Genomic DNA, 22,523 nt, shown 5'->3' with positions numbered 1-22,523 from the left:
GACACTTTTCCGAGTTTGAGGAGCGAGCGCTATGGGCGGCATCGACCTAAGTTTGATTTGGGCATTGATCATCATCTTCGGCGTGATGATGTATGTCGTGATGGATGGCTTTGATCTAGGCGTGGGATTGCTCTTTCTTGCGATCAAAGACAAAGAAGAGCGCGACGTGATGATGAACACGGTTGCGCCCGTATGGGATGGCAACGAGACGTGGCTGGTACTCGGTGGCGCCGGGCTTTTCGGAGCTTTCCCCCTAGCTTATGCAGTCATTCTCAGCGCGCTGTATTTGCCCCTGATCATCATGTTGCTGGGCCTGATTTTTCGAGGTGTCGCCTTCGAGTTTCGCTTCAAAGCCAGCGAGCGCAATCGACACTGGTGGGATAAGGCCTTTGTCGGCGGATCTATTATTGCCACTTTCAGCCAAGGCGTAGCTCTCGGCGCTTTCCTTAACGGGATTCCAGTCGTGAACAACGCATACGCTGGTGGTAGTCTCGACTGGCTTCGTCCCTTCCCGTTGTTTTGTGGTTTCGCACTGTTGGTGGCCTATGCCCAGTTGGGAAGCACCTGGCTGATCATGAAAACTGAAGGCAGATTGCAGGAGGATATGTACAGATTTTCGTCCTACTTCATCTATGCCCTGTTGTTCGTCATTGCTGTGATCAGCATCTGGACGCCGCTCGCCCATCCGGAGATAGCGCAACGCTGGTTCACGATGCCGAACCTGTTCTACTTCCTACCTGTACCACTGCTGTTGCTGTTCTGTTTCATAGCCACACTGATCACGCTGGCGCACCGGGCAACCGCAACTCCGTTTCTGTTGACATTACTTGTGATTTTCCTCGGTTACAGTGGCTTGGGCATCAGCATCTGGCCCAATATCGTACCGCCGTCCATCTCAATGTGGCAGGCAGCCTCGCCAGTGGCAAGTCAGCTGTTTGCGCTGATTGGAGCACTGTTTACGCTTCCTTTCATACTGGTCTATACCGCGTGGAGTTATTACGTCTTCAGAGGCAAAGTAAAACTCGGTGAGGGCTACCACCACTAGACGCCAAGATTGGTAGACCCGGAAGGTGTCCAATCCCTGAGAGCACGACAAAATAGTTCGCCTCAGGTGGACACCTTCTCCCCGATCACGCCGCCTTTGGTCACCCTGCAATTCGATGGTTTCATTCCCGCTGAACCGAAAGTCATTCGACATGAGAGAGATAACGTTCATGGCAAAAATACTGTGTGTTCTTTATCCCGATCCTGTTGATGGCTATCCGCCTCGTTATGCGAGATCTGTGATTCCAACCATCTCGACGTATGCCAATGGCCAGACAGCACCGACGCCAATGGGCCCTCTCGGGTTCAAACCCGGTGAACTGGTGGGCTGTGTCTCAGGGGAGTTGGGGCTGCGTAATTATTTGGAACAGGGTGGACATGAGCTCATTGTGATCAGTGACAAGGACGGGCCGAACTCCGAGTTCGAACGTCTGCTGCCTGATGCCGAGGTAGTTATATCTCAACCATTTTGGCCTGCTTATCTGACCGCCGACCGGATCGCCAAGGCGAAAAACCTGAAGCTTGCACTCACGGCCGGTATCGGCTCTGATCATGTGGATCTTGCTGCAGCGGCGCGCGCGAATATCACCGTTGCCGAGGTCACTGGTTCCAACAGCATCAGTGTCGCGGAACATGTGGTGATGATGGCGCTGTCGCTGGTGCGCAATTATTTGCCTGCTCATCAAATAGCCGTTGATGGCGGTTGGAACATTGCGGATTGTGTTTCCCGAAGCTATGACATCGAAGGGCTGCACTTCGGCACTATCGGCGCAGGGCGAATAGGCTTGGCCGTACTGCGTCGGCTTAAACCATTCGGTTTGCATCTACATTACACCCAGCGTCACCGCCTGGACTCAATCATTGAAAATGAGCTGAACCTAACGTTTCATTCAGATGTACAGTCGCTGATCAAGACTGTCGACATCATCAACCTTCAGATCCCCCTCTATCCGTCCACCGAAAACCTGCTCGACGAAGCGGCGCTGGCCCAAATGAAGCGTGGTACTTATCTCATCAATTGCGCCCGCGGCAAACTGGTTGAGCGCGATGCTCTTGTCAGGGCTTTAGAATCAGGACATATCGCAGGTTATGCAGGAGACGTCTGGTTTCCTCAGCCCGCCTCACCCGAACATCCCTGGCGAACCATGCCGTTCAATGGCATGACACCTCACATGTCCGGCACCTCTCTCTCGGCTCAAGCTCGTTATGCTGCGGGCACATTGGAAATTTTGCAGAGCTACTTTGAAGGCACTCGAATTCGTGAGGAATATCTCATCGTCGACAGCGGAAGCCTTGCTGGTACAGGAGCGCACTCTTACGAGCTCATATAAATTCCATGCGACAGACCTTCCATGCCGACAGCACGGGCCAGGGAGGCCGACAGTCATCCACTTCCAATCCAACTGATACTTACGTAACTCAGGGTCTAGTTCGACCTCCGCCCCACGATGGATGCCTGGCCAGTAAAATTTGCCTTGGTTCAAGCGCCGCGCCGCCAGCCAGATACCGACGCCGTCGTGCACCAGGACTTTCATACGGCTGGCTCGGCGGTTGGCAAAGAGGTAAGCGCTGTGCGGCTTTGCCGCACCGAACACTTTGACCACTCTGCCAGTGCAGTCTCAGTGCCGGCGCGCATGGCCATGGGCTTTGTGGCGAGCCAGATGGCATCGACACGAATCATTGGGCCAGGCCACGAAGAAACACGCAAAGCCGCCCGGATCCGAGGCTGGTCACTTTACCGTAATGGATTTATCACCCAAAGGAGGCAGTAAGATGATCACCGTCTCTTCTGTTGCGCGCTTGGGTGCCGGTTTTACCGGAACGAAGGCCGGCAGGGTTGCAACTGATTGATCCTGGTAAGTCTATAGTCACTTGCGGATAACGTTGGCGTTGATTCCGTGATGGATGGCTACGCTGGAAATCGGCGCTCCAAGTTACAGGCACTCCTGGACGACCTGGGCTCTGAACGGTTTGGGGTAAGAGCTTCGTTGTCGCATGAAAATCCTGGCGATAAGGGCAATCGCGTCCGCTTAAAAATACGCGGACACCATCGCCCTTAATGCTGGAGTTCGGTAGGTGTGTTCATCATCCGCTTACCCTCGAACTCCCCGTCTCCACGACCTTTATGATGTGCTCAGTAGCCGATGTGGCGCTCAACGAAGGTTTTGACTTGAGTGACTTTGCGACCAAACAGGCGTGCATCGAAGTGTTCGCTATGGGCGGCCCCAGCCAAGCGGACGATGCGACGGAGACGGGTTACTACGCAACTCGTAGCTTTACCACTGAGGCATGCAGCATTTGTCCAAAGAGCTGGCAGAGATAGCCGCCAAACACGGTGCTAGAGCTACAAGCTATTTTTCACCGAGCCAGGCCGGAAAATGGCTGGCTGTGTTGATCGAAAAAGTAGCTACGCGCTTCGGCTACACCATTTAGCAAACTCGCGGCGCAGGCAGTTCCTGTAATTGAAGTGTTGACCGGTGCATCGATCAATGCTCTGTTCACTGACGTCTATCAAGACACTGTCAGAGGTCACTTCATCGTCAGAAGGCTCGAAAGCACATAGGGTTACGAACAAATTGAGTGTGAATACGCAGGGATCATGAACGCCTCTCGGATCGGTTAGAGCAGAACGTCAAGGAAGATGACCTAAGCAGATAAAGCCAATCGAGAAAATTTCCCGCAGCACAGAAATAGCAAATTAGATGTTCATTTTAGATGTATTTCATGCCCCCCTTTTCAATTGGCAGATATACTGGAACATCGACGGTCACAGCTCAGCTTCACGAGACGTGTTGTGGGGTAAAGCGGTCGGTAGACCCGGCATCGATCCAACGCCGACGTAATTAATTGAATTTCTACCAGAGGCTCTATGATGCAACTCGAACGCCTGCTACTTCAGAGAATCAAGGAACGTGAAAAAGTAGGCCCACACCTAATATCACAAGAGCATATAGGTCTGAATGGGCGCATTGCACTGATGATCACCAATGCGGTTGGCACCATGTGGTGTGCCTATATTTTTGCGGGAATAGCCTTAATCAGCTTACCCTCCGCCATCACAGGAGGAGTCTCGACTCTCATCGCTTGGATTGCCCAAACTTTTCTACAGTTAGTGCTCTTATCAGTCATCATGGTAGGCCAGAAAGTGGCTGCTGCGGCCTCAGACAAGCAAGCACTGCAGACATATCAAGATGCTGAAGCGTTGTTGAAAATTCAAGATGAGGTACACCGGCTCATTGAGGTCAATAACACGATGACCGAAGCAATTCATGCCGCGATCCTCGCAAAAGATTCTACCGCGACCAAGTAAACTTGCGCCTCATCGTAAAAGGTATATGTCTGGGGCACTCATGGAACACTGCTCAGCAGTGTTCATGAAACATGGGTGATCCCCCCACTCCTCAAGTCATTTGAAAGTGAAGGGTTGCTGCTGAGTGCGTTTTGAATAGCTGAGTCTAAGTACCACACATGCTCCCAGCTGCGAAAAAAATGGGGCCTTAAGGGGTAATGCCGATCAGTTAAGCCTTCTCGCTTGATCTTTGGCCGCAAAAAATCAAAATCCTTTGGGATAAGAGGTTCGTTGGCGCATGGTAATCCTGACGATAAGGGCGATGGTGCCCACGTATTTTTAAGTGGAGAACATCGCTCTTATCGCAGGGATAGGGTAACTTCGCCGGACGCTTACGTATCAATAGTCTTCACTGGGAGTAGTGCTCCGAAAAAGCCCGACCAAAAATGGAGCACAAAAAATAGGGCTACACGGAGTAGCCCCAGTCAACATAGGACGTTTAAGAGTGATACCCTACAATCTACTTAGGGTCGAAACGATCGAGATTCATTACCTTATTCCATACCGAAACGAAGTCGTGGACGAACTTTTCTCCGGCATCCGAGCTTCCATAAACCTCGGACAATGCCCGTAACTGGGCGTTCGAACCGAAGACCAAGTCGACACGCGTACCGGTCCACTGGCGCTCGCCGGTTGTACGACTAAACCCTTCAAACAGATCCTTCGCGTCCGATACGGCCTTCCACTCCGTCCCCATGTCGAGCAGGTTAACGAAGAAATCGTTGGTCAACGTCCCTGGTCGCTCGGTGAAGACCCCATACCCTGTGTCTCCAACATTCGTGTTTAACACACGCATACCACCGACAAGTACTGTCATCTCTGGCGCAGTCAGTGTCAGCAATTGCGCCCTATCGACCAGCAGCGCTTCAGCCGACGCAGAGTACTCACTCATCAGATAATTACGGAAGCCATCCGCAATGGGTTCAAGCACCTCGAACGAGGCCACATCGGTTTGAGCCTGCGATGCATCCATGCGTCCCGGCGCAAATGGAACTTGGACGTTGTATCCGGCATTTCTCGCTGCCTCTTCAACGCCTGCGCCACCGGCCAGAACGATTAGGTCGGCGAGTGAGACCCGCTTACCGTCGGTCTGCGCAGCATTGAATTCAAGCTGGATCTTCTCGAGCGTCATCAGCACCTTCGCTAATTGCGTCGGCTGATTGACCGGCCAATCTTTCTGTGGCGCAAGGCGGATACGTGCGCCATTGGCGCCGCCACGTTTGTCGGAGCCGCGGAACGTAGATGCCGAGGCCCATGCCGTCGACACCAATTGCGACACAGAAAGTCCAGTTGCTAGAATTTTTCCCTTCAGCACGACACTGTCCTGCATGTTGATCAACGGATGATCGACGGCCGGAATAGGGTCCTGCCAGAGCATATCTTCCGCTGGCACATCCGGGCCGAGATAGCGAGTGATCGGCCCCATATCCCGGTGTGTCAGCTTGAACCATGCACGGGCAAACACGTCGGCAAACTGATCAGGATTTTCAAGGAAGCGTCGCGAAATTTTCTCGTAAGTCGGGTCGAATCGCAGTGACAAATCGGTCGTCAGCATCGACGGTGAACGACGCTTCAACGGATCTCGGGGGTCCGGCATCGCTCCCGCACCGGCATCGTCTTTCGGCTTCCACTGATGCGCACCGGCTGGACTTTTTGTAAGTTCCCATTCGAAACCAAATAGATTTTCAAAGAAGTGATGGCTCCACTTCGTTGGCGTCTGACTCCAGATGACTTCCAGGCCACTCGTCATCGTGTCATCGCCATTGCCCGTACCAAAGCTGTTCTTCCAGCCGAGCCCCTGCTGCTCAAGCCCGGCCGATTCCGGCTCGGCAGCGAGGTATGAAGCCGGAGCTGCACCGTGAGTCTTACCCAGCGTGTGACCACCCGCAATGAGCGCCACTGTCTCTTCATCGTCCATCGCCATGCGCGCGAACGTCTCGCGAATGTCCCTGGCAGCGGCGATCGGGTCCGGGTTGCCACCCGGGCCTTCCGGGTTAACGTAAATTAGCCCCATCTGAACCGCAGAAAGCGGATTTTCCAGTTCGTGATCGCCAAAGTAGCGCTTGTCGTCACCCAACCATTTTGTTTCTGCTCCCCAATCAGTGCCGTCCGGCTCCCATGCGTCCACGCGGCCTCCTCCGAAACCAATGGTTTTGAGCCCCATCGATTCCAAGGCGACTGTGCCCGTGAGGACAATCAGGTCAGCCCACGAGATTTTCCGACCGTATTTCTGCTTGATCGGCCAGATCAACCTACGCGCTTTATCCAGGTTGACGTTATCAGGCCAACTATTGAGCGGCGCAAAACGCTGCTGGCCCGACCCTGCACCTCCGCGGCCATCGCCTTTACGGTACGTGCCCGCGCTGTGCCAGGCCATTCGGATAAACAGCCCACCATAGTGACCGAAGTCTGCCGGCCACCAAGCTTGTGAGTCGGTCATCAGCACCAGAAGGTCTTTCTTCACCGCCTCCAGATCAAGGCTTTTGAAGGCTTCAGCGTAGTCAAAGTCCTTGTCCATGGGATTGGACAGGGATGCATTCTGGTGCAAGACCTTCAAGTTCAGTTGGTTTGGCCACCAGTCTTGATTCGACGTGCCGCCGCCAGCAATATGCATGAATGGACATTTAGATTCGGTTGGCATCTGTTCTCTTCCTGAAAGTTTCTATAGATACGCTGGTAGCAGCCTGCCGCGCAGGCCCAGTAGGGTTGTATGTATTGAACAAAATGGCTGAGACAAGCACTTTTAAATCTCGGCCTAGGAAAAACCTCATTTACGTAAAAGGAGGTGTTATATACGTACCTCCTTTCACTGCCCTGATTAAACAAATACCGCTAAAATCAATTCACCTCTGAGCGCACCACACGTACCGGCACTGACTTATAGGACGGTGTGCCACTGTCCACGTCGATGTAATCCAGCGGCACCAATTGGTTGGCCTCCGGGTAATAGGCGCCCACCGAACCGTTGGATATCTTGTACTCGATGGCGGTGATCTTCTCGTAGCGCAATTTGCGCCCTTGAGTGACCGTCTCGATATCCACCAGGTCGCCGTGCGCCAACCCCCGCGAGGCCAAATCCGCCGGGCTCATGAACAACACGTCCCTTCGCCCGAACACACCGCGGTAGCGATCGTCGAGCGCGTAGATCGTCGTGTTGTACTGGTCATGGCTGCGCAGGGTGATCAGGCGCAAGACGTCCTCACCATCGACTTCCTTATCCTCATGCAGGCCCGGGAACACAAAGAACTCGGCCTTGCCCGAGGGCGTCATCCAGACACGCTCGCACGCCGGCAGCGGCATGCGAAAGCCACCGGGTACGCGGATGCGCTCGTTGTAGTCGTCAAAGCCTGGAATGGTCTTTTCGATGAGGTCGCGAATCTTGTCATAGTCCGCCGCCAGTGCCATCCACGGCACTTGGCTGTCAGGCAACGCAGCGGTGGCGATGCCCGCCACGATGGCCGGCTCCGAACGCAGGAGTTCAGAGGCTGGCAGCAACTTCCCGGCGGAGGCATGCACCATCGACATGGAGTCTTCGACCGTGATCGATTGCCGGGCGCCATTCTGGATATCCAGTTCGGTGCGGCCCAGGCAGGGAAACAAGTACGTTTCCTTAGCCACCAGCAAATGGGTGCGGTTGAGCTTGGTGCCGATATGCACACTCAGGTCCAGTTTGCCCATGGCCGGGAAACACTGGCCTGGATCAGGCAGTGCGACCGCGAAGTTGCCACCCAGGCAAAACAGCGCCTTGGATTCACCGGCAATCATCGCCTGCATGGCTTGCACTGCATCGTGGCCGTGAGCTGCCGGAGGCTTGAAGCCCAATACCTCTTCAAGCTTGCCAAGAAAAGCACTCGACGGCTTCTCGGTGATGCCGACGGTTCTATTGCCTTGAACGTTGGAGTGCCCTCGCAACGGGCAAATACCGGCCCCCGGCTTGCCGATGTTGCCGCGCAACATCAACAGGTCACAAATCAGGCGGACGTTGGCAGTGCCCTCGTTGTGCTGGGTAATGCCCATGCCGTACGTCACGATGGTGGCATTGGATTTTGCGTAGGCGGCAGCGACTTTTTCCATGTCCACCTTGAGCAACCCACTGGCCAACTCAATGTCTGGCCAGGGGGTCGCCAGCAAGTCCGCCTTGAGCGCCTCGAAACCGTTGGTATGTTGCTCGATGAATTCGTAATCGAGGACTTTGCCGACGGACTCCTCCAATTCCAGCAAGGCTTTCATCACCCCCTTGATCGCCGCCGCGTCCCCGCCCGCCTTGACTTGCAGATACGTCGACGCGATACGTGTGGAGCCATAGGTGGCCATTTCGATCATGTCTTGCGGGTCACAAAAGCGCTCCAGGGCACGTTCGCGAAGGGGGTTGAAGACCATGATGGGGACTTTTCGCCGGGAGATTTCGTGCAGCGTACCCATCATCCGTGGGTGGTTGGTGCCGGGGTTGTGGCCGATGGAAAGCACCAGCTCACACAGGTCAAAGTCTTCCAGCGAGACGGAGCCTTTACCCATCCCGATAGAACGCGGCAAACCGACGCTGGTGGGTTCGTGGCACATGTTCGAACAGTCAGGGAAGTTGTTGGTGCCATATTCACGCACGAACAGCTGATACAGGTACGCGGCCTCGTTGGAGGCTCTTCCCGAGGTATAGAACTCGACCTGGTCAGGTTCCAGCCCGCGCAGTATCTCGCCAATGCGCGCAAAGGCCGTTTCCCATTCCACAGGCCGGTAGGTATCGCTGGCCCGATCATAAACAAGCGGGTGGGTCAGGCGTCCCAAATCTTCGAGCTCATAGTCACTGCGATGCAACAACGCCGAGACGGGGTGGTTGGCAAAAAATTCCGGGGTGACGCGTTTGCTGGTGGCTTCCCACGTCACGGCCTTGGCGCCGTTTTCGCAGAATTGGAAGGTGGATTTGTGCTCTTTGTCGGGCCACGCACACCCTGGGCAGTCGAACCCATCCGGTTGGTTGGTGCGCATTAACGTAATGGGGGCTTTGAGTGTATCCATCTGCTCGCGTACCGCCGTCGCGGTCGCCTTGAGGGCGCCCCAGCCGCCCGCTGGACCGTCGTAATTGCGGACACCAGGTACCTTGCGCTTGATAGCCATGATCACTCCACAGACGACTCATCACCCAAGGGCGGGAGCCGATAGATGCATAGGTGCTGCCACGACAGAGCAGCCTTGTGTAGCGTTCTACAGAATATTGACTCACGTGAGGCGTGTTCTAGAACCTAGGCCGCTTGCAACAACGTGTCAAGGTAGCCCCTGGCGCACACGTCTGGCCTCGGTTTCACTTACAGATCCACCTGAATAGAGGCTTGTACCATTCGCGGTAGACCGAGCGAAGCGCTGGACTGCCCTGCCCCGGTATAACCGTTCAAACCGCCTGGGACGATGTTGGTCCAATAATGCTCATTGCCGACGTTGGTCATTTCCAGGCGATAGACGGTATCGTGCTGCATGAGGCGCGTGCTGTAGCGGGTACCGATGTCAAACGTCTGATAACTGCCGACCCAATGGTCGTTGCTGTCATCGGTTGGGCGGGCACCGACGTAGCGGGCGTTGAGGTTGACGGCCAGCCCGGGCACCTGATCAATACGGTATTCGGTCAACAGGCTGGCGGTTACCCGTGACAACCCGACAATACGAGTATTTTCTGTATTGGCATCCCCCGTTGATAGCAGCTTGGGGTCCAGCCAGGTGATACCGCCATACATCTTCAAGTGGGTGGTGACATTGCCGTCGGCCAGGAACTCAAGGCCCCGATTGCGTTGCTCACCGGCGACGGCATAGACATTGTCCGCTTGCGTATAGGCAAAAGGACGCTTGATCTGGAACGCCGCGAGCGACAGGTTGACGCCGCTGACCACCCATTTCCCCCCCACTTCCAACATCCGACTGCGGTACGGCGACAGAATACTGCCGACGTTGCTGCTGCCTGCGGCTGCACTGTCGCCTTGTTGCAGGCTGTCGGCATAAGTGAGGTAGAGCGTGAGGTCGTCGATGGGTTTGTAGATCAGGCTGCCGGCGCTGCTGATGCCCGAGTCTTCGGAAGACGTGTGCACCCCTTTCAAGGTGTAGTTGTCCGCCGTCAAACGGCTTTGGCTACCGCTGAGCATCAGGCTCCATTGGGGAGTGAACGTCAGGGTATCGGCGACGATGAGCGCGCGTTGTTGCGTATTGGCCGAATGATAACGGCGGGTAAAATCCGGGTAGTCGGGCTCGGCAAAGTTGACGGGGTTGCTCAGGGAGCCTGTGCCCAGCGTCTGGGCGCTACCGGCGACCGGGTTGTAGTTGTCCCAGTCGAACCCGGTGAGGCCAAAGGTCAGTTCATGCCGGACCGGCCCGGTGTTCACGCTGCCGTTGAGGTTGGCCAGGTAACTGTTGATCGTGAAGCGGCTGGCGGTGATGCTCGAGACCGAGGTGCGATAAACACCGCTGTTATTGATCAGGGTGTTGGTCACCCCGGTCGACTCACGGTCGGCGATCTGGCGCAGTGCGCCGACATCGAGTTTCCAGTTGCCATCGAAGTCGTGCTTGACGTGTGCGCTGGCGGTGTCGGTGGTGTTGTTGTCACCTGCGTAGCTCTGCCCCAGGTTGCTGCGCGCAGGGTCAGGAGCGTTGGGTAATGTGACACCGGAAGCCACGGCGAATTTCCCCGGAAACCCTTTGGCGAGGTAGTTGTAGTGACTGAAGTTAGTCTCGATAACGCTGTCGTCGCTGAGCTGGACATCCGTCGCCAAACTCACCAGTTGCCGCCGCAAGGTACTCCCAGGCGCATAGCCATGGCCCTGCTCGTCGGCGAGGTTGAGACGGTATTTGATCTTGCCGGCGGGGTCGAACGGGCCACTGAGGTCGGCGGCTTTCAACCAGCTCAAGCCGCTGCCGACGCCCGCGGTGACACGGTTGAGGGTGTCATCAGTCGGGCGCTTGGAAAGCAGGTTGAACGTTCCGGCCGGGTTCGCCGGGCCATACAGGGAGCCGGAGAGACCGCTGAGCACCTCAACGCCGTCGAGCTGCTCGGCTGGGTAATCGGTGGTCGAGACGATATTGAGCCCATCAAGCCGGCTGTTCTGCACCACGCTGCCTTGAAAGCCTCGGGTCTGCGGGCGTACGCCATCCGCCTGCACGGAGGGCAGATAACGGATGATGTCCTTGAAGCTTTTCAGTTGCTGGCTGTCGATCAGGTCGCGAGAAACCACGCTGATCGAATACGGCACATCCTGTAGGCGCCGCTCGCCCAGGGGCCCCAGTGTCACGGCCTTGTCGCGGGCCTGCTGGGTGAGGATGTCGTCTGCATTAATGTCGATGGGGGCCAGTTGCAATGCTTCAGCGTGGGCAAACGGTACCGTTACGCTGAACAGCAACGGGACCACGGTCAGGTGCGGTGAGGTAAAGCGTCGCATGGATAAATGACTCAACAGGAGAGGAAAACGCTGGCCATCGGTATCAATCTGACGGACTGCAACCGGGTAAAGGCGCAGCATGAGGTCACTGTCGATGATGTCCCGGGCTCGCTGTGTAAAAAAGTATATAGCGATGCACGTTCCTCCACTCTGTGAAATCCCTGTCATGGAACGTCTGCATCCCATGACAGAGCGGAACGTGGCCGCTCGCTTGATGCTCAGTGGTTTCAGGTTGCGAGCTTTGCGTCAAACCTTGAACCGCGCAACCATCGCTTCCAGCTCATGCCCCAGCCGCGCCAGCTCGATACTCGACGAAGCGGTCTGGTCACTGGCACTGGCTGTTTGTTCGGAAATATCGCGCACCGTGATCACGCTGCGATTGATCTCTTCGGCCACTGCACTTTGCTGCTCGGCAGCCGCCGCAATCTGCTGATTCATGAGCTGGATGGTCGATACCGTGCGGGTAATATTTTCCAGCGACGTACCCGCTCGGCGAGTGAACTCAACACTGTGTTCACTGAATAGCAAACTCGTCTCCATACTTGAAGACACGGCGTGAGTGCCACTTTGAACACCGGCCACCAGGCTTTCAATTTCCTCAGTGGAGCGTTGGGTACGCAAAGCCAGGCTACGCACTTCATCCGCTACCACGGCGAACCCGCGCCCCGCTTCACCCGCCCGAGCCGCCTCGATCGCAGCATTGAGCGCGAGTAGATTGGTTTGCTGGGCGACAGCCTTGATGACGTCCAGCACACCTCCGATTTTATCGCTCTGGCCTTTCAGATGAGCCACCGCCTCGGCTGAACGTCTCACCTCCATGGCCAACCGCTCGATCTGCTCGATGGCTTCACTCACGACCTGATCGCCTTCCCGTGCATGCTGGCCGGCCATCGTCGTTGCGTCACACGCTTCTTCGGCATTCAGTGCCACCGCTTGCACCGTGGAGGTCATTTCGTTCATGGCAGTGGCGACATGATCGGTCTCGACTCTCTGGCCGTTGACGCCAGCACTGGTGTGTCTAGTGACGGCGGACAGCTCCTCTGCCGCACTGGCAATCTGGATAACGCTGGCGCTGATACCGCCGATCAGCTGTCGCAAGCGGCTGCTCATCTGTTGCAGGCCCCTCTGCAACTGGCCCAGTTCGTCGCGACGATCGACCACGACGTCCTGGCTCAAGTCGCCAGACGCAATCCGATCAACGTCGTTCAACACATGCTGCAGGGGTGTGACGATCTGCCGGCTAATGACCCAGGCCACCACCACGCTTAGCAGCAACGCCAGCAGCGCCACACTGACGAGCAGGGTTTTGGCAAAAGACGAATCGGTATCACGTTGCCTGTTTTGTGAGGCGATCAACTGGCCAGTCGTGTCGAGCAAAATGTCACCTTGTGCACTCATCCGCGCAAACACTGGCGCCAGATCAACGCCCGGCTGACTCACGGTACCGAGTGCCTCGCGATACGCTTTGACGGCCGCCATCTGCTCATCAATCAACGCCTCATCGCGAGGTGCCGCCAGCAGCACGCGAGCAGCGCTCAAGTGCCCAGACAGCTTATTGAGGGTCTGCAGAATCAAATGAACACTGTCGCCCTGGGGGTTGAGCTCCATGCGCACACGATGAACACGCAGCGCCATCGTCATATCACTGACGCGAGCAATGCTCTCTACTTTAATACTGCGTTCGGTGAGTACATTAATCGCGACCCAGCCAGTGACGACCAGTAACAAGGAGAATCCCAGCACCAGGCCGAACCCCCAACTCAGCTTAGCGCTGACGCGGATGTGACGGATCCAACCAGACATACAAACTCCAGACGATAAAAAATTCGCGCGACTTAACGACTTGATGAAAAAATGCCTGTGCAACGCAAACGCGTAACGTCAGTATTAGTTGAGAACTTGGAAGTGCTGCGGCAAGGGATAGCTATTATTAGACACCTGACAAAATGCAAAACCACCGGTCGATAATAACTGGCGCTCACTCGAAAGTACCTCGAGGCCCGAATGCCCCCGAAGGCCAGTTGATTTCCAGCCCAGCAGCATCATGGAGCTCTTGCGGTGCACAACAGCGACACCTGCGTGTGCACTGTTGTCCTTTTCACACCACAGGGAAACGGCAGCCGCCATCACCGCGTCCAAATGCTTACTTGCCAACGCCTGTGCATAAGAAGAGCACTCTAACCAACGATACAAGGTGAGATGCTGCGCCCAATCAAACACCCGGCGACTGTAGTTAACGTGTCGGATAAAATCGCGAAATAACTTATCGCCGTGTGCGCCATCCAGCGTCAACAATTCCGGGCACAAATCAAACAGGGTGTTCTGGTACACCAGCAACACCTTCCCCTCTCGATACTTGAGACCGCGCATCAACTGCTCCTCTGGTAAAACGAATGCCTGGCGCTGTTGAGTGAGCCTAGAGTGATGGACTGCTATATAGATCGTTCTTGGAGGAGCAATAAACCAACCCAGACAAGGACTGGCAGCCCCCTAAAAAGTAACAACAGTCAACACACAAATATTCAATGAACCCATAGGCGTATTAATACCGCCTTTCGACAAAGTAGAATTAACTACCGCCGCCAGACTAATACCCCATCGCCTAGGTGTCTAATCGTTATGATTGACCAGTTTATCAATGACCTCTATCAGCTCGCCCGGCATTGTTTCAGAACAGCTGAATAACGTGGCGCCAAAGAATGCGAAGTGACTGAAAACAGGCGAAGTGCCTCGTCTTCCACCCAGAAAACCTACTGATGATCGAGAACATCGCATCACCACAAAGATCTACCACCTCACCATTCCCACGTTCCACTACATTCACCCGCCATTGCCAACGGTCCCTATACCCGACCGAGCAGACTCTGGAGCGTGAACCATGACCATCGGATCCACCTACGACTATCCCGCCTTAGTAGCCAAGCGCCTACCCACACGCGATCCATCCTCATGGCGAGGCCGTTTCCCCAACCCTCCGGACTTATGCTTCAACTACCGAAAATTGATTGAACAAGAATGTGGCATCGCCAAGGCAACACAATCTGATTACAAGATCTGCATCGTCGGTGCTGGCATCACCGGATTAACCGCTGCGCGAGAGCTACTTCGGTGCGGATTCAACAACGTCACATTGCTGGAACAGTCTCACCGGGTAGGCGGGCGTCATCTGTCGGTGCTTGATACCGGCCAATCTCCACTACTGGGTCAAACACCCTTCGAAATGGGCGCCATGCGCATGCCCATGTTCAATCAGAGAGGTGAATCACCTTTAGATGGCCAGTCGCTGTTGGCCTACTACTGCAAACTCTTCGAACTGAGGCTGTCTGACTTCCCCAACCCTGGCACACCTCATGTGCACAGCACGGGTATTTACCTGCGTGAGGGGTTGCTCGAAGGACAGCCGGAGCCGCAGATGCTGATCTGGAAAAACTCACAAGGTCACACCCCACCGCCAACAGAAAAGCTGCAGCAGGTGTATGCCAAGTGGCGTGATTTCGCTGATCAGATGACGCGAAAAGTCGCGCAGGCATATGGCACGCCGCAATGGGAAACCCTATGGGCCGCTATCGTCGCGCGCTACCAAAGCCTGTCCTTTCGAGACATGGTGACACTGCCAAGTGTCGTGTGGAATGCCAATACCTCTGGGGACTTTGGCGGGCTCGGCATGACGCAGGAAGAGTCTACCCTTTTCTATTCCATCGGGATCGGCGATGGCAGCTGGGGGGCGTTTTATGACGTCTGCTGCCTCTACCCTTTACGCACTGCAATCTTTGGTTTCAGTAGCCAACTGCAGTTGGTGCACGGGCGCGTCGACACCAACGGCAATCCTGCTGCGTCACCGTATTTGGGGGAAACCACTCTCAAGGACAGCAATGAGTTAGCGTTCGACGCGCCGCGCTATCTGGGATTGGCAGCACTCGACGAGTGCCTGCTATTTATGGAAGCCAAGGTCAACGGCCAGTCCTTTTATGATCACTGCCGACAACGCGGCAATGGCTTTCTCACCGATACCTCAGTCACTCGATTGGCCAAGCTTGAAAACGGCCAGATTCGAGTGACCTATGACTGGCAAGCGAGCAGTCCTACTGGCAAAACTGAACGTCATGAAGACTTCGACGCCGTGATCATGACCCTGCCCTCCTGGATTATCGAAACCCATATTCAGTTGGAAAATTTCAGCCAGGATATGCTGCCGTACTCCGTCACCAATGCTTACAAAACCGCTCACTGGGAAACCAGCTGCAAGATCTACGCACCGCTCAAGAAAAGCTTCCTATCGAAAAACAAAAAGATCCCCCAGGTCATGGTCACCGACAGCTTTATTCACGATGTGTACACCTACCGCTATCGCGACGCCTATCCCTATGACTGCATCCTGCTCAGTTACACCTGGGAGGATGACGCGACCAAACTGGCCTCTTTTGACGACCAAACGCTGGTCAATAAGTGCGTCACGGAACTGGACCGTATCCTGTTACGCAGCGCCAATATCAAAACGCCGATATCGCCGTACATCGATACAAAAAACGCGATCGTCCAACGCTGGATGACTGACAAGAACGCGCTAGGGTGCGCCAAGCTCTATCGCGCGGGGACTTACTACGAGGCAGTCAGTTTGATGCGATACAACCGCGACTATGCCCATGTCTCGGGGCTGTATCTGGCCGGGGAATCGTTTTCCGTGGATGCGGGCTGGACCGAACCCTGCCTGCGTGGCGCCATCGACGCCGTGATCAACCTTTGCGATACCACCCACGCCGTATTCAACGGTGGTTTTACCCTGGACGAATACCCGCGCTACGAGGGGCAACCACCGATCCAGCAACTGCCTACGATTCAAACGGAAACAACCTACTGACGCATAAGCAAAAAAGACTTCCTATTAAACGCCCGCCGTTCCGGTGGGCTCATAACAATAAAAAGAGGTCTGCGCCATGAACGAATCTACGAGCCCCGTAACCGTCGCCGTTGTGCAATTCGATCCGCAAGTCGGGATACAAAACCGTCCCTCCAACCTGGAAATCAGTTTGAGCCTTGCCCTGCAAGCGGTGAACAATGGAGCCAACCTGATTGTGCTACCGGAGCTCGCCAATACCGGTTACCTATTCAACACTCGCCATGATGCCTATCTACATGCCGAACCTGTTCCAGACGGTCCCAGCATGCGAGCCTGGATGGACTTCGCCCAGCTTCACCAGGTGTATCTTGTGGCCGGTTTGGCTGAGCGTGACGGCATGCAACTGTTCGACACAGCAGTGCTGCTAGGGCCCGAAGGGCTGATAGGCAAGTACCGCAAGGCCCACTTATGGAACAAAGAAAAGCTCTGGTTCAGCCCCGGCAACCTGGGTTTCCCGGTGTTCGAAACGCCCATAGGCCGTATTGGCTTGCTGATTTGCTGGGACATCTGGTTTCCCGAAGTCCCACGCATATTGACCCAGCAAGGCGCCGATATCATTTGCAGCCTGAACAATTGGGTATGGACACCTCCCCCCTTGTTCGACGAGGCGGGCAAATGCATGGCCTCATATCTGACTATGACCGCCGCTCACGCCAACAACGTGTTCATTGCTGCCGCCAACCGAATCGGTGAAGAACGGGACGCGCGCTATCTCGGCTGCTCGCTGATTGCAGGTACTAACGGCTGGCCCATCGGCAAGGTCGCCTCGCCCAACGAACAAACGATAATTTACGCCGACATCGACCTATCCAGTGCCCGCAGCGCACCGATCTGGAACAGCCTTAACGACCTGCAGCGGGATCGCCGTACAGATCTATATGACGGGATGCTCGGCTATCGCACTCACCCGTGCCTGCCACGCTGATGGGGGTGCGACCATGGATTTCATACCGACAAAAACGTCATCAGATTCGTCTGTTCGCCACCTTGCCATTCTAGTTCTGGCCTTACTCACTTTGGTGGTGTCATTTGCAGGACTTTCAGTGGCTTACTCCGCCTCAGCGTCGGGGCTATGGCCAGGCTACAATGACATGATGGCAAGCCTGCCGTCACCTATGGCGTGGCTACGCTGGGTGGTGGGTGATATCAGCGAAGTGGCGTTTTATAAACACGAATTTGCCTCACTCGGCCTACTGCTCGGTGGTGCATTCGGTTACTGGACCAGTCGCTATGCCCAAGGCTGGCAAGGCTTCAGCATCACCTACGGTACGGGGCTTTGGCCTTGGCTGGTGACCAGCTCGCTGCTCGGGTTGTTGCTGAGTAACGCACTTTGGGGATGGACTCTTACGGCCGACTCCTGGCAGCCGACCTTTGCAGCATTTGTGTCGCTACCGGCCGCCATGGTACTGCTGTTCGGAGGTGGCTGGAAGGTCACACTGAATGGCGCGCTGCTCGGCGCGCTCTTGGTAACACCGAGCAGCCTGTTGATGGTCAATTACCTGTGCACACCTCTGGGTTTGCCGGTGGTGATTGGTAATGTGCTGGGCATGGCCTTAGGTAGCGTGGTCGCGTTCTTACTGTGCCGTGCGCTTCCGGTTCTGGTAAGCCGTGCGCCTGAATCCCAAGACCGCGCACCTCCTGCTGCTCTCCTGAAAACACCCGACTACGGCATACGCTGGACATTGCGTCGCGTGCTGGCAGACTTTTCCGAGGCGCCTTTCTTTGGTAACGAATGGGCCAGCCTGGGTTTGCTCGCAGGAGTGTTGGTGGCCTATACATTGAACCCCCTAAGCCCTGCTTATGGATCGGGATGGTTGCCCCACTTGGTGACAGGCCAAGCGCTGACCTCACTGCTCGGCATCGTAATGTGGCGCCGGAAGTGGCGTGAACGTGGTTGGTATCCAACCTACGTGCCCTTGGTGTCCGTAGTGCCCGCCGCCATATTGACTTATGGCGGCAGCGCGACGGTCATCGTGGCCAGCGCGCTACTGGGTGCGCTGATCGCCCCACCGCTGGCCTGCGCGATTACCGAGCGGCTGCCGAAATACATGCATCCGTATATCGGCAACGTATTGTCCATGGCGATCAGTACAGTGTTGATCGTACCTTTGATCGGTGGATTGATTGCGGATTAACCTATTTGAGATGGGCGAGTTTCCTACTGTGCCTCGCCCAAAAAGCTAGGGCTGAAAGGGCTACCGCAAGTCACGCCAGTGGCGGGGACAAACGAACCGCACGGCATGGATTCGACGGTGGCCCCGACGGCGTCGCCCTAGGCAACCCCGGGCAAGCCGACGGCAACGATCTGAAACAGACACTTGTACCCCTTATGGGCTTTCCAGATGGCGCTTACCACGTTCAAACCTGAATGTTCAGCGCCGCCAACCATGCCAACAACTTTTCATCCTGATTCGGCCCTGCAACAATCTGCAACCCGCAGGGCAGGCCATCCACGATGCAGGCAGGAATGCTGATAGCGGGCAAACCGAGCAGACTCCAAATGCTCGTCAACCCGTTGATAGCCTCCCTGATGGGATGTTCAACGCGGTTGATATTGACGGTCTTGAGGCCAAACGGTGGTGGCAATATTGCAGTGGATGGCATCACCAGCAAATCAACCGTCTCGAATAGTTTGGTCACTTGGCCTTGTAGCAACTTACGGTTCTCCAGTGCATTGAGATACTGCCAGGCACGTATAGCTTCGCCAGGTGCAAGGCGCTCTCTAAGCTCGCGGCTGAAATGGCTACTCTCATCCTGGAGATAAACGCTGTGCACGGCATAAGCCTCGGCAAGCAGGATGGTTTTAAAGGCACTTTGAGCCGTTGGAATCAACGCGTCGATATCGACAGTACTGCGCCCTGCATCAAATATCGCATGGAATCGTGCAAGACAACCGGCAAGCACGCGATCGTCCACATCGTGGATCGACCTGGGATCCACCCATGCAACCCGAGGCTCGTCGGTTGGTTGCATCCTACCTATTGGCGAGGCGCTGAGCACTTCCAGCAGCATGGCAATGTCTTCTACACATTGAGCCAGAGGACCGATATGGTCCAGGGTGCCGCTGACAGGATAAATCCCTTCGAGAGAAATGCGCCCATGACTGGGTTTGAACCCCACCACTCCGCAAAAAGACGCTGGAATACGGATGGAGCCGGCGGTATCAGTGCCAATCGCGATAGGTACCATGCCTGCGGCTACCGCCGCGGCACTCCCGGCACTGGATCCGCCTGTGACCCTGTTCAGATCGTGCGGGTTGTGTGACGGGCCCTGAAACGAAAACTCTCCCGTCGGCCCGAGAGCAAACTCACTGGTGAGCGTTTTGCCAACGACCACCGCGCCTGCTTGCCTGAGCTGCGCGACACAACGTGCATCGGCCGTGGGCCGCTGATGCCGGAACAGGTGAGAACCATAGGTTGTAAGCGTACCTTGAGTATCAATGTTGTCCTTGATCGCGATGGGGATGCCATGCAGCGGCCCGCGATATATGCCCTCCGCGATCTCCCTGTCGAGCAATTGTGCGGTCTGGAGTGCCTCACCTGCATGAAGCGAGACGAAGGCATTGATCACAGGGTTCAGTTGATGGATAGCATCCAGCGCCGCCTGGGTGAGTTGAACGCAACTTGTCTCTTGGTTGCGCACCTGCCGGGAAAGCTCCGCGACAGTCTTGTCTTTGAAGTAGCCACGAAGTTGAGTCATGAACAAAAAACCCCTGCTTAAGTAGGCTTGTGAACAGGAACTCTGCCTGATTGACAGGCGGATGTATGCCATCCGCGTCTTTCAATAAGCTCGGAAAAGGACGTCAGACTTATGACAGGAAGGCTCCCCATCCATCGAAGTGGCCTCACAATCGACCCGATACCCCTTTGCGCCGTCCAGGGCTTCGTAGAGATCGACAGCTGGCCTGGACAACACGCAGTTCAACTGGCCCAGCGGCAACGAGGCGGTCGAGAACAGAACACGGCGCCTATCCTGTCCGGTTATGCCCTGCCGAACATCTCGCTGTATGCTTTTCTACTGACGCGACGCTTGATTCCACAAGCAGTGCAGATCTTCTTGCGCTATACCAGCGAAGAGGCGCGACAGTATTTTCCCGATTGAGCCTTCTCTCGAACGATCAAACGGGCGCACACGCTACCCCGCCAGCCACAGAAGGACACCCGATGCTCGGACGCAAACAGCCAACGCCCAAGGACGACAACGCCACCGCCCCCGACGCCGGACCCATTGTGCAACCGGGAGCCACCTTACGCCTCACCGTGAGCTTCATGCTGGTGGTCGTGATTGCGTTCATCGCCATTGAGGGTTGGCGGACATGGCGCGACTATCACGCCGCCTTCGACGCTGCCCGTGACTCCGTGACCAACCTGGCGCGCGCCACGGCCCAGCATGCCGAAGACGCCATTCGACAAGTCGATGTGCTGACCGCGGCCCTCAGCGAACGGGTAGAAGGCGATGGATTGCAAGGCATCAATGTGCCACGCATTCACGAACTGCTGATTCAGCAAACCCAGATAATGCCGCAACTTCATGGGTTGTTTATCTACGGCCCCGACGGTCAATGGGTGGTGACGGACAAGCGCGTGACCCCGGACACCGCCAACAACGCCGACCGCGATTATTTCCAGTATCACCGCACCCACGATGACCGAAATGTGCATATCGGCGAAGTCGTCAAAAGCCGTTCCACCGACGAACTCATCATTCCCATCTCGCGCCGCTTGAACAACCCTGACGGCTCCTTCGCAGGGGTGCTGCTGGCCACGATCAAGCTCAGTTACTTCGTGGATTACTACGGTGACTTCAAAATCGATGACAAGGGCGCGCTGGTCTTGGCCATGCGTAACGGCACCCTCCTGGTACGGCGCCCGTTCATCACCTCAGTGGTCGGTAAAAGCCTGGCGGACAGCGAGATTTTCAAAAACTACCTGCCGGTGTCCAACACCGGCATCGCCGAGGTCAAGGCCGTCATCGACGATACCGACCGGCTTTACGCTTATAGAGCCTTGACGACCTACCCCCTCGTCGTAGAAGCAGGGCTTTCGCGTGAATCCATCATCGCACCCTGGCGCCACGACCTCTGGAAAACCGGATGGGTGCTGGTCTTTCTGATGGTCGTGCTCGCCATATTCGGGCTGATTGTCTTAAACCAGCTACGCAAAAGAATGTTGGCGGAAAAAGCCCTGCGTCACGCCCATCAGGCCATGCAAGACATGGCGATGACGGACAGCCTGACCGGCTTGGGCAATCGACGGCGGCTCGATGCGGTACTGATTGACGAAATTCGCCTGGCCAAGCGCCGGGGATCGTCCCTCGCCTTGATCATGCTCGATGTCGATCACTTCAAGCGCTACAACGACACCTATGGTCACGCCGCCGGCGATGTGTGCCTGAGCGCCGTGGGCCGGGCGATTGCACACGCGATCAAGCGCCCCGGGGATTTGGCCGTCCGCTATGGTGGGGAGGAGTTTACGGTGCTACTGCCCGATACTAACCACGCGGGGGCAGCGCAGGTTGCCAACGATATCCTGCAAGCCATTCGAACCCTGAAAATCGAGCACGCCGGTCATCCCCTGGGCTACGTCACTGCCAGTGCCGGTATCACCGCAGGCTATCCGGCCACGGAGCAGATCAGTCCCGGGGACTTGCTGAAATCGGCGGATGCGATGCTCTACCAGGCCAAGCAAAAGGGCCGCAATGGCTGGTGCTCCACCGACCAGCATGCCCCCTGATGTCCATAGGTCTCTACACAATCACCGTCGAACGCAAAATCTGTAACAAATCGGCTGTCGTGGCGAGCGGGCTTGTCCCGCGTTGAGGA

The 22,523-nt window shown here is 55.9% G+C and carries 13 protein-coding genes; 7 read left to right on the top strand and 6 right to left on the bottom strand.

The window, feature by feature from the left end; genetic code table 11:
- Positions 1-31: 31 nt before the first annotated feature.
- The 3 genes from cydB to M5B43_RS11590 all read left to right on the top strand — a co-directional run bounded on the left by cydB (position 32) and on the right by M5B43_RS11590 (position 4,354).
- Positions 32-1,045, top strand: a complete 1,014-nt coding sequence (gene cydB / locus M5B43_RS11605) for a cytochrome d ubiquinol oxidase subunit II (protein WP_248750236.1) — start codon at positions 32-34, stop codon at positions 1,043-1,045.
- 169 nt (positions 1,046-1,214) lie between these two features.
- Entirely contained in the window at positions 1,215-2,375 is a 1,161-nt protein-coding gene (locus M5B43_RS11600) for an NAD-dependent formate dehydrogenase (RefSeq protein ID WP_248750235.1), read from the top strand.
- A 1,538-nt stretch (positions 2,376-3,913) separates the two neighbouring features.
- Positions 3,914-4,354 (top strand): hypothetical protein, encoded by a 441-nt coding sequence (locus M5B43_RS11590; RefSeq protein WP_248750234.1) that lies wholly within the window; start codon positions 3,914-3,916, stop codon positions 4,352-4,354.
- A gap of 499 nt (positions 4,355-4,853) precedes the next feature.
- On the opposite strand, the gene katG is transcribed toward M5B43_RS11590, so the two are convergent.
- The 5 genes from katG to M5B43_RS11565 all read right to left on the bottom strand — a co-directional run bounded on the left by katG (position 4,854) and on the right by M5B43_RS11565 (position 14,175).
- A complete protein-coding gene (gene katG, locus M5B43_RS11585) occupies positions 4,854-7,034 on the bottom strand; it encodes a catalase/peroxidase HPI (RefSeq protein WP_248750233.1) in 2,181 nt (726 codons plus the stop codon).
- A 197-nt stretch (positions 7,035-7,231) separates the two neighbouring features.
- Positions 7,232-9,505: an FdhF/YdeP family oxidoreductase gene (locus M5B43_RS11580; RefSeq protein ID WP_248750232.1), complete on the bottom strand. Its 2,274-nt coding sequence runs from the start codon at positions 9,503-9,505 to the stop codon at positions 7,232-7,234.
- Between the two features lie 188 nt (positions 9,506-9,693).
- Positions 9,694-11,886 (bottom strand): TonB-dependent receptor, encoded by a 2,193-nt coding sequence (locus M5B43_RS11575; RefSeq protein WP_248750231.1) that lies wholly within the window; start codon positions 11,884-11,886, stop codon positions 9,694-9,696.
- A gap of 165 nt (positions 11,887-12,051) precedes the next feature.
- Positions 12,052-13,608: a methyl-accepting chemotaxis protein gene (locus M5B43_RS11570; RefSeq protein WP_248750230.1), complete on the bottom strand. Its 1,557-nt coding sequence runs from the start codon at positions 13,606-13,608 to the stop codon at positions 12,052-12,054.
- Positions 13,609-13,692: 84 nt separating this feature from the next.
- The gene (locus M5B43_RS11565) at positions 13,693-14,175 is read right to left on the bottom strand and encodes a hypothetical protein (RefSeq protein WP_248750229.1); all 483 of its coding nucleotides are present in this window, start codon (positions 14,173-14,175) and stop codon (positions 13,693-13,695) included.
- 508 nt (positions 14,176-14,683) lie between these two features.
- On the opposite strand from M5B43_RS11565, the gene M5B43_RS11560 reads away from it, so the two are divergent.
- The 3 genes from M5B43_RS11560 to M5B43_RS11550 all read left to right on the top strand — a co-directional run bounded on the left by M5B43_RS11560 (position 14,684) and on the right by M5B43_RS11550 (position 18,837).
- Positions 14,684-16,663, top strand: coding sequence for an NAD(P)/FAD-dependent oxidoreductase (locus M5B43_RS11560; protein ID WP_248750228.1), 1,980 nt, complete (start codon positions 14,684-14,686; stop codon positions 16,661-16,663).
- A gap of 76 nt (positions 16,664-16,739) precedes the next feature.
- Entirely contained in the window at positions 16,740-17,627 is an 888-nt protein-coding gene (locus tag M5B43_RS11555; RefSeq protein ID WP_248750227.1) for a nitrilase family protein, read from the top strand.
- Between the two features lie 13 nt (positions 17,628-17,640).
- On the top strand, positions 17,641-18,837 hold the full coding sequence (locus M5B43_RS11550; RefSeq protein WP_248750226.1) for a hypothetical protein: 1,197 nt from the start codon (positions 17,641-17,643) through the stop codon (positions 18,835-18,837).
- Positions 18,838-19,060: 223 nt separating this feature from the next.
- On the opposite strand, the gene M5B43_RS11545 is transcribed toward M5B43_RS11550, so the two are convergent.
- Entirely contained in the window at positions 19,061-20,401 is a 1,341-nt protein-coding gene (locus M5B43_RS11545; RefSeq protein WP_248750225.1) for an amidase, read from the bottom strand.
- Positions 20,402-20,865: 464 nt separating this feature from the next.
- Between M5B43_RS11545 and M5B43_RS11540 the strand changes: the two genes are divergently transcribed.
- Entirely contained in the window at positions 20,866-22,434 is a 1,569-nt protein-coding gene (locus M5B43_RS11540; RefSeq protein ID WP_248750224.1) for a sensor domain-containing diguanylate cyclase, read from the top strand.
- The last annotated feature ends 89 nt before the right edge of the window (positions 22,435-22,523 follow it).

It is taken from the genome of Pseudomonas sp. MWU15-20650 (assembly GCF_023242475.1).
In the GTDB taxonomy this organism is placed as follows: Bacteria; Pseudomonadota; Gammaproteobacteria; order Pseudomonadales; family Pseudomonadaceae; genus Aquipseudomonas.
The sequence above is the reverse complement of the archived record's forward strand: the minus strand, read 5'-3'. Positions and strand labels throughout refer to the sequence as shown.

What these genes read in the sequence shown, in the direction of transcription:
- M5B43_RS11565 (WP_248750229.1), bottom strand. Translation starts at nt 14,175, where the DNA reads ATGCGCGGTCTCAAGTATCGAGAGGGGAAGGTGTTGCTGGTGTACCAG.
- M5B43_RS11540 (WP_248750224.1), top strand. Translation starts at nt 20,866, where the DNA reads ATGCTCGGACGCAAACAGCCAACGCCCAAGGACGACAACGCCACCGCC.
- M5B43_RS11555 (WP_248750227.1), top strand. Translation starts at nt 16,740, where the DNA reads ATGAACGAATCTACGAGCCCCGTAACCGTCGCCGTTGTGCAATTCGAT.
- M5B43_RS11560 (WP_248750228.1), top strand. Translation starts at nt 14,684, where the DNA reads ATGACCATCGGATCCACCTACGACTATCCCGCCTTAGTAGCCAAGCGC.
- M5B43_RS11580 (WP_248750232.1), bottom strand. Translation starts at nt 9,505, where the DNA reads ATGGCTATCAAGCGCAAGGTACCTGGTGTCCGCAATTACGACGGTCCA.
- M5B43_RS11550 (WP_248750226.1), top strand. Translation starts at nt 17,641, where the DNA reads ATGGATTTCATACCGACAAAAACGTCATCAGATTCGTCTGTTCGCCAC.
- M5B43_RS11600 (WP_248750235.1), top strand. Translation starts at nt 1,215, where the DNA reads ATGGCAAAAATACTGTGTGTTCTTTATCCCGATCCTGTTGATGGCTAT.
- M5B43_RS11590 (WP_248750234.1), top strand. Translation starts at nt 3,914, where the DNA reads ATGATGCAACTCGAACGCCTGCTACTTCAGAGAATCAAGGAACGTGAA.
- M5B43_RS11545 (WP_248750225.1), bottom strand. Translation starts at nt 20,401, where the DNA reads ATGACTCAACTTCGTGGCTACTTCAAAGACAAGACTGTCGCGGAGCTT.
- M5B43_RS11570 (WP_248750230.1), bottom strand. Translation starts at nt 13,608, where the DNA reads ATGTCTGGTTGGATCCGTCACATCCGCGTCAGCGCTAAGCTGAGTTGG.
- katG (WP_248750233.1), bottom strand. Translation starts at nt 7,034, where the DNA reads ATGCCAACCGAATCTAAATGTCCATTCATGCATATTGCTGGCGGCGGC.
- cydB (WP_248750236.1), top strand. Translation starts at nt 32, where the DNA reads ATGGGCGGCATCGACCTAAGTTTGATTTGGGCATTGATCATCATCTTC.
- M5B43_RS11575 (WP_248750231.1), bottom strand. Translation starts at nt 11,886, where the DNA reads ATGCTGCGCCTTTACCCGGTTGCAGTCCGTCAGATTGATACCGATGGC.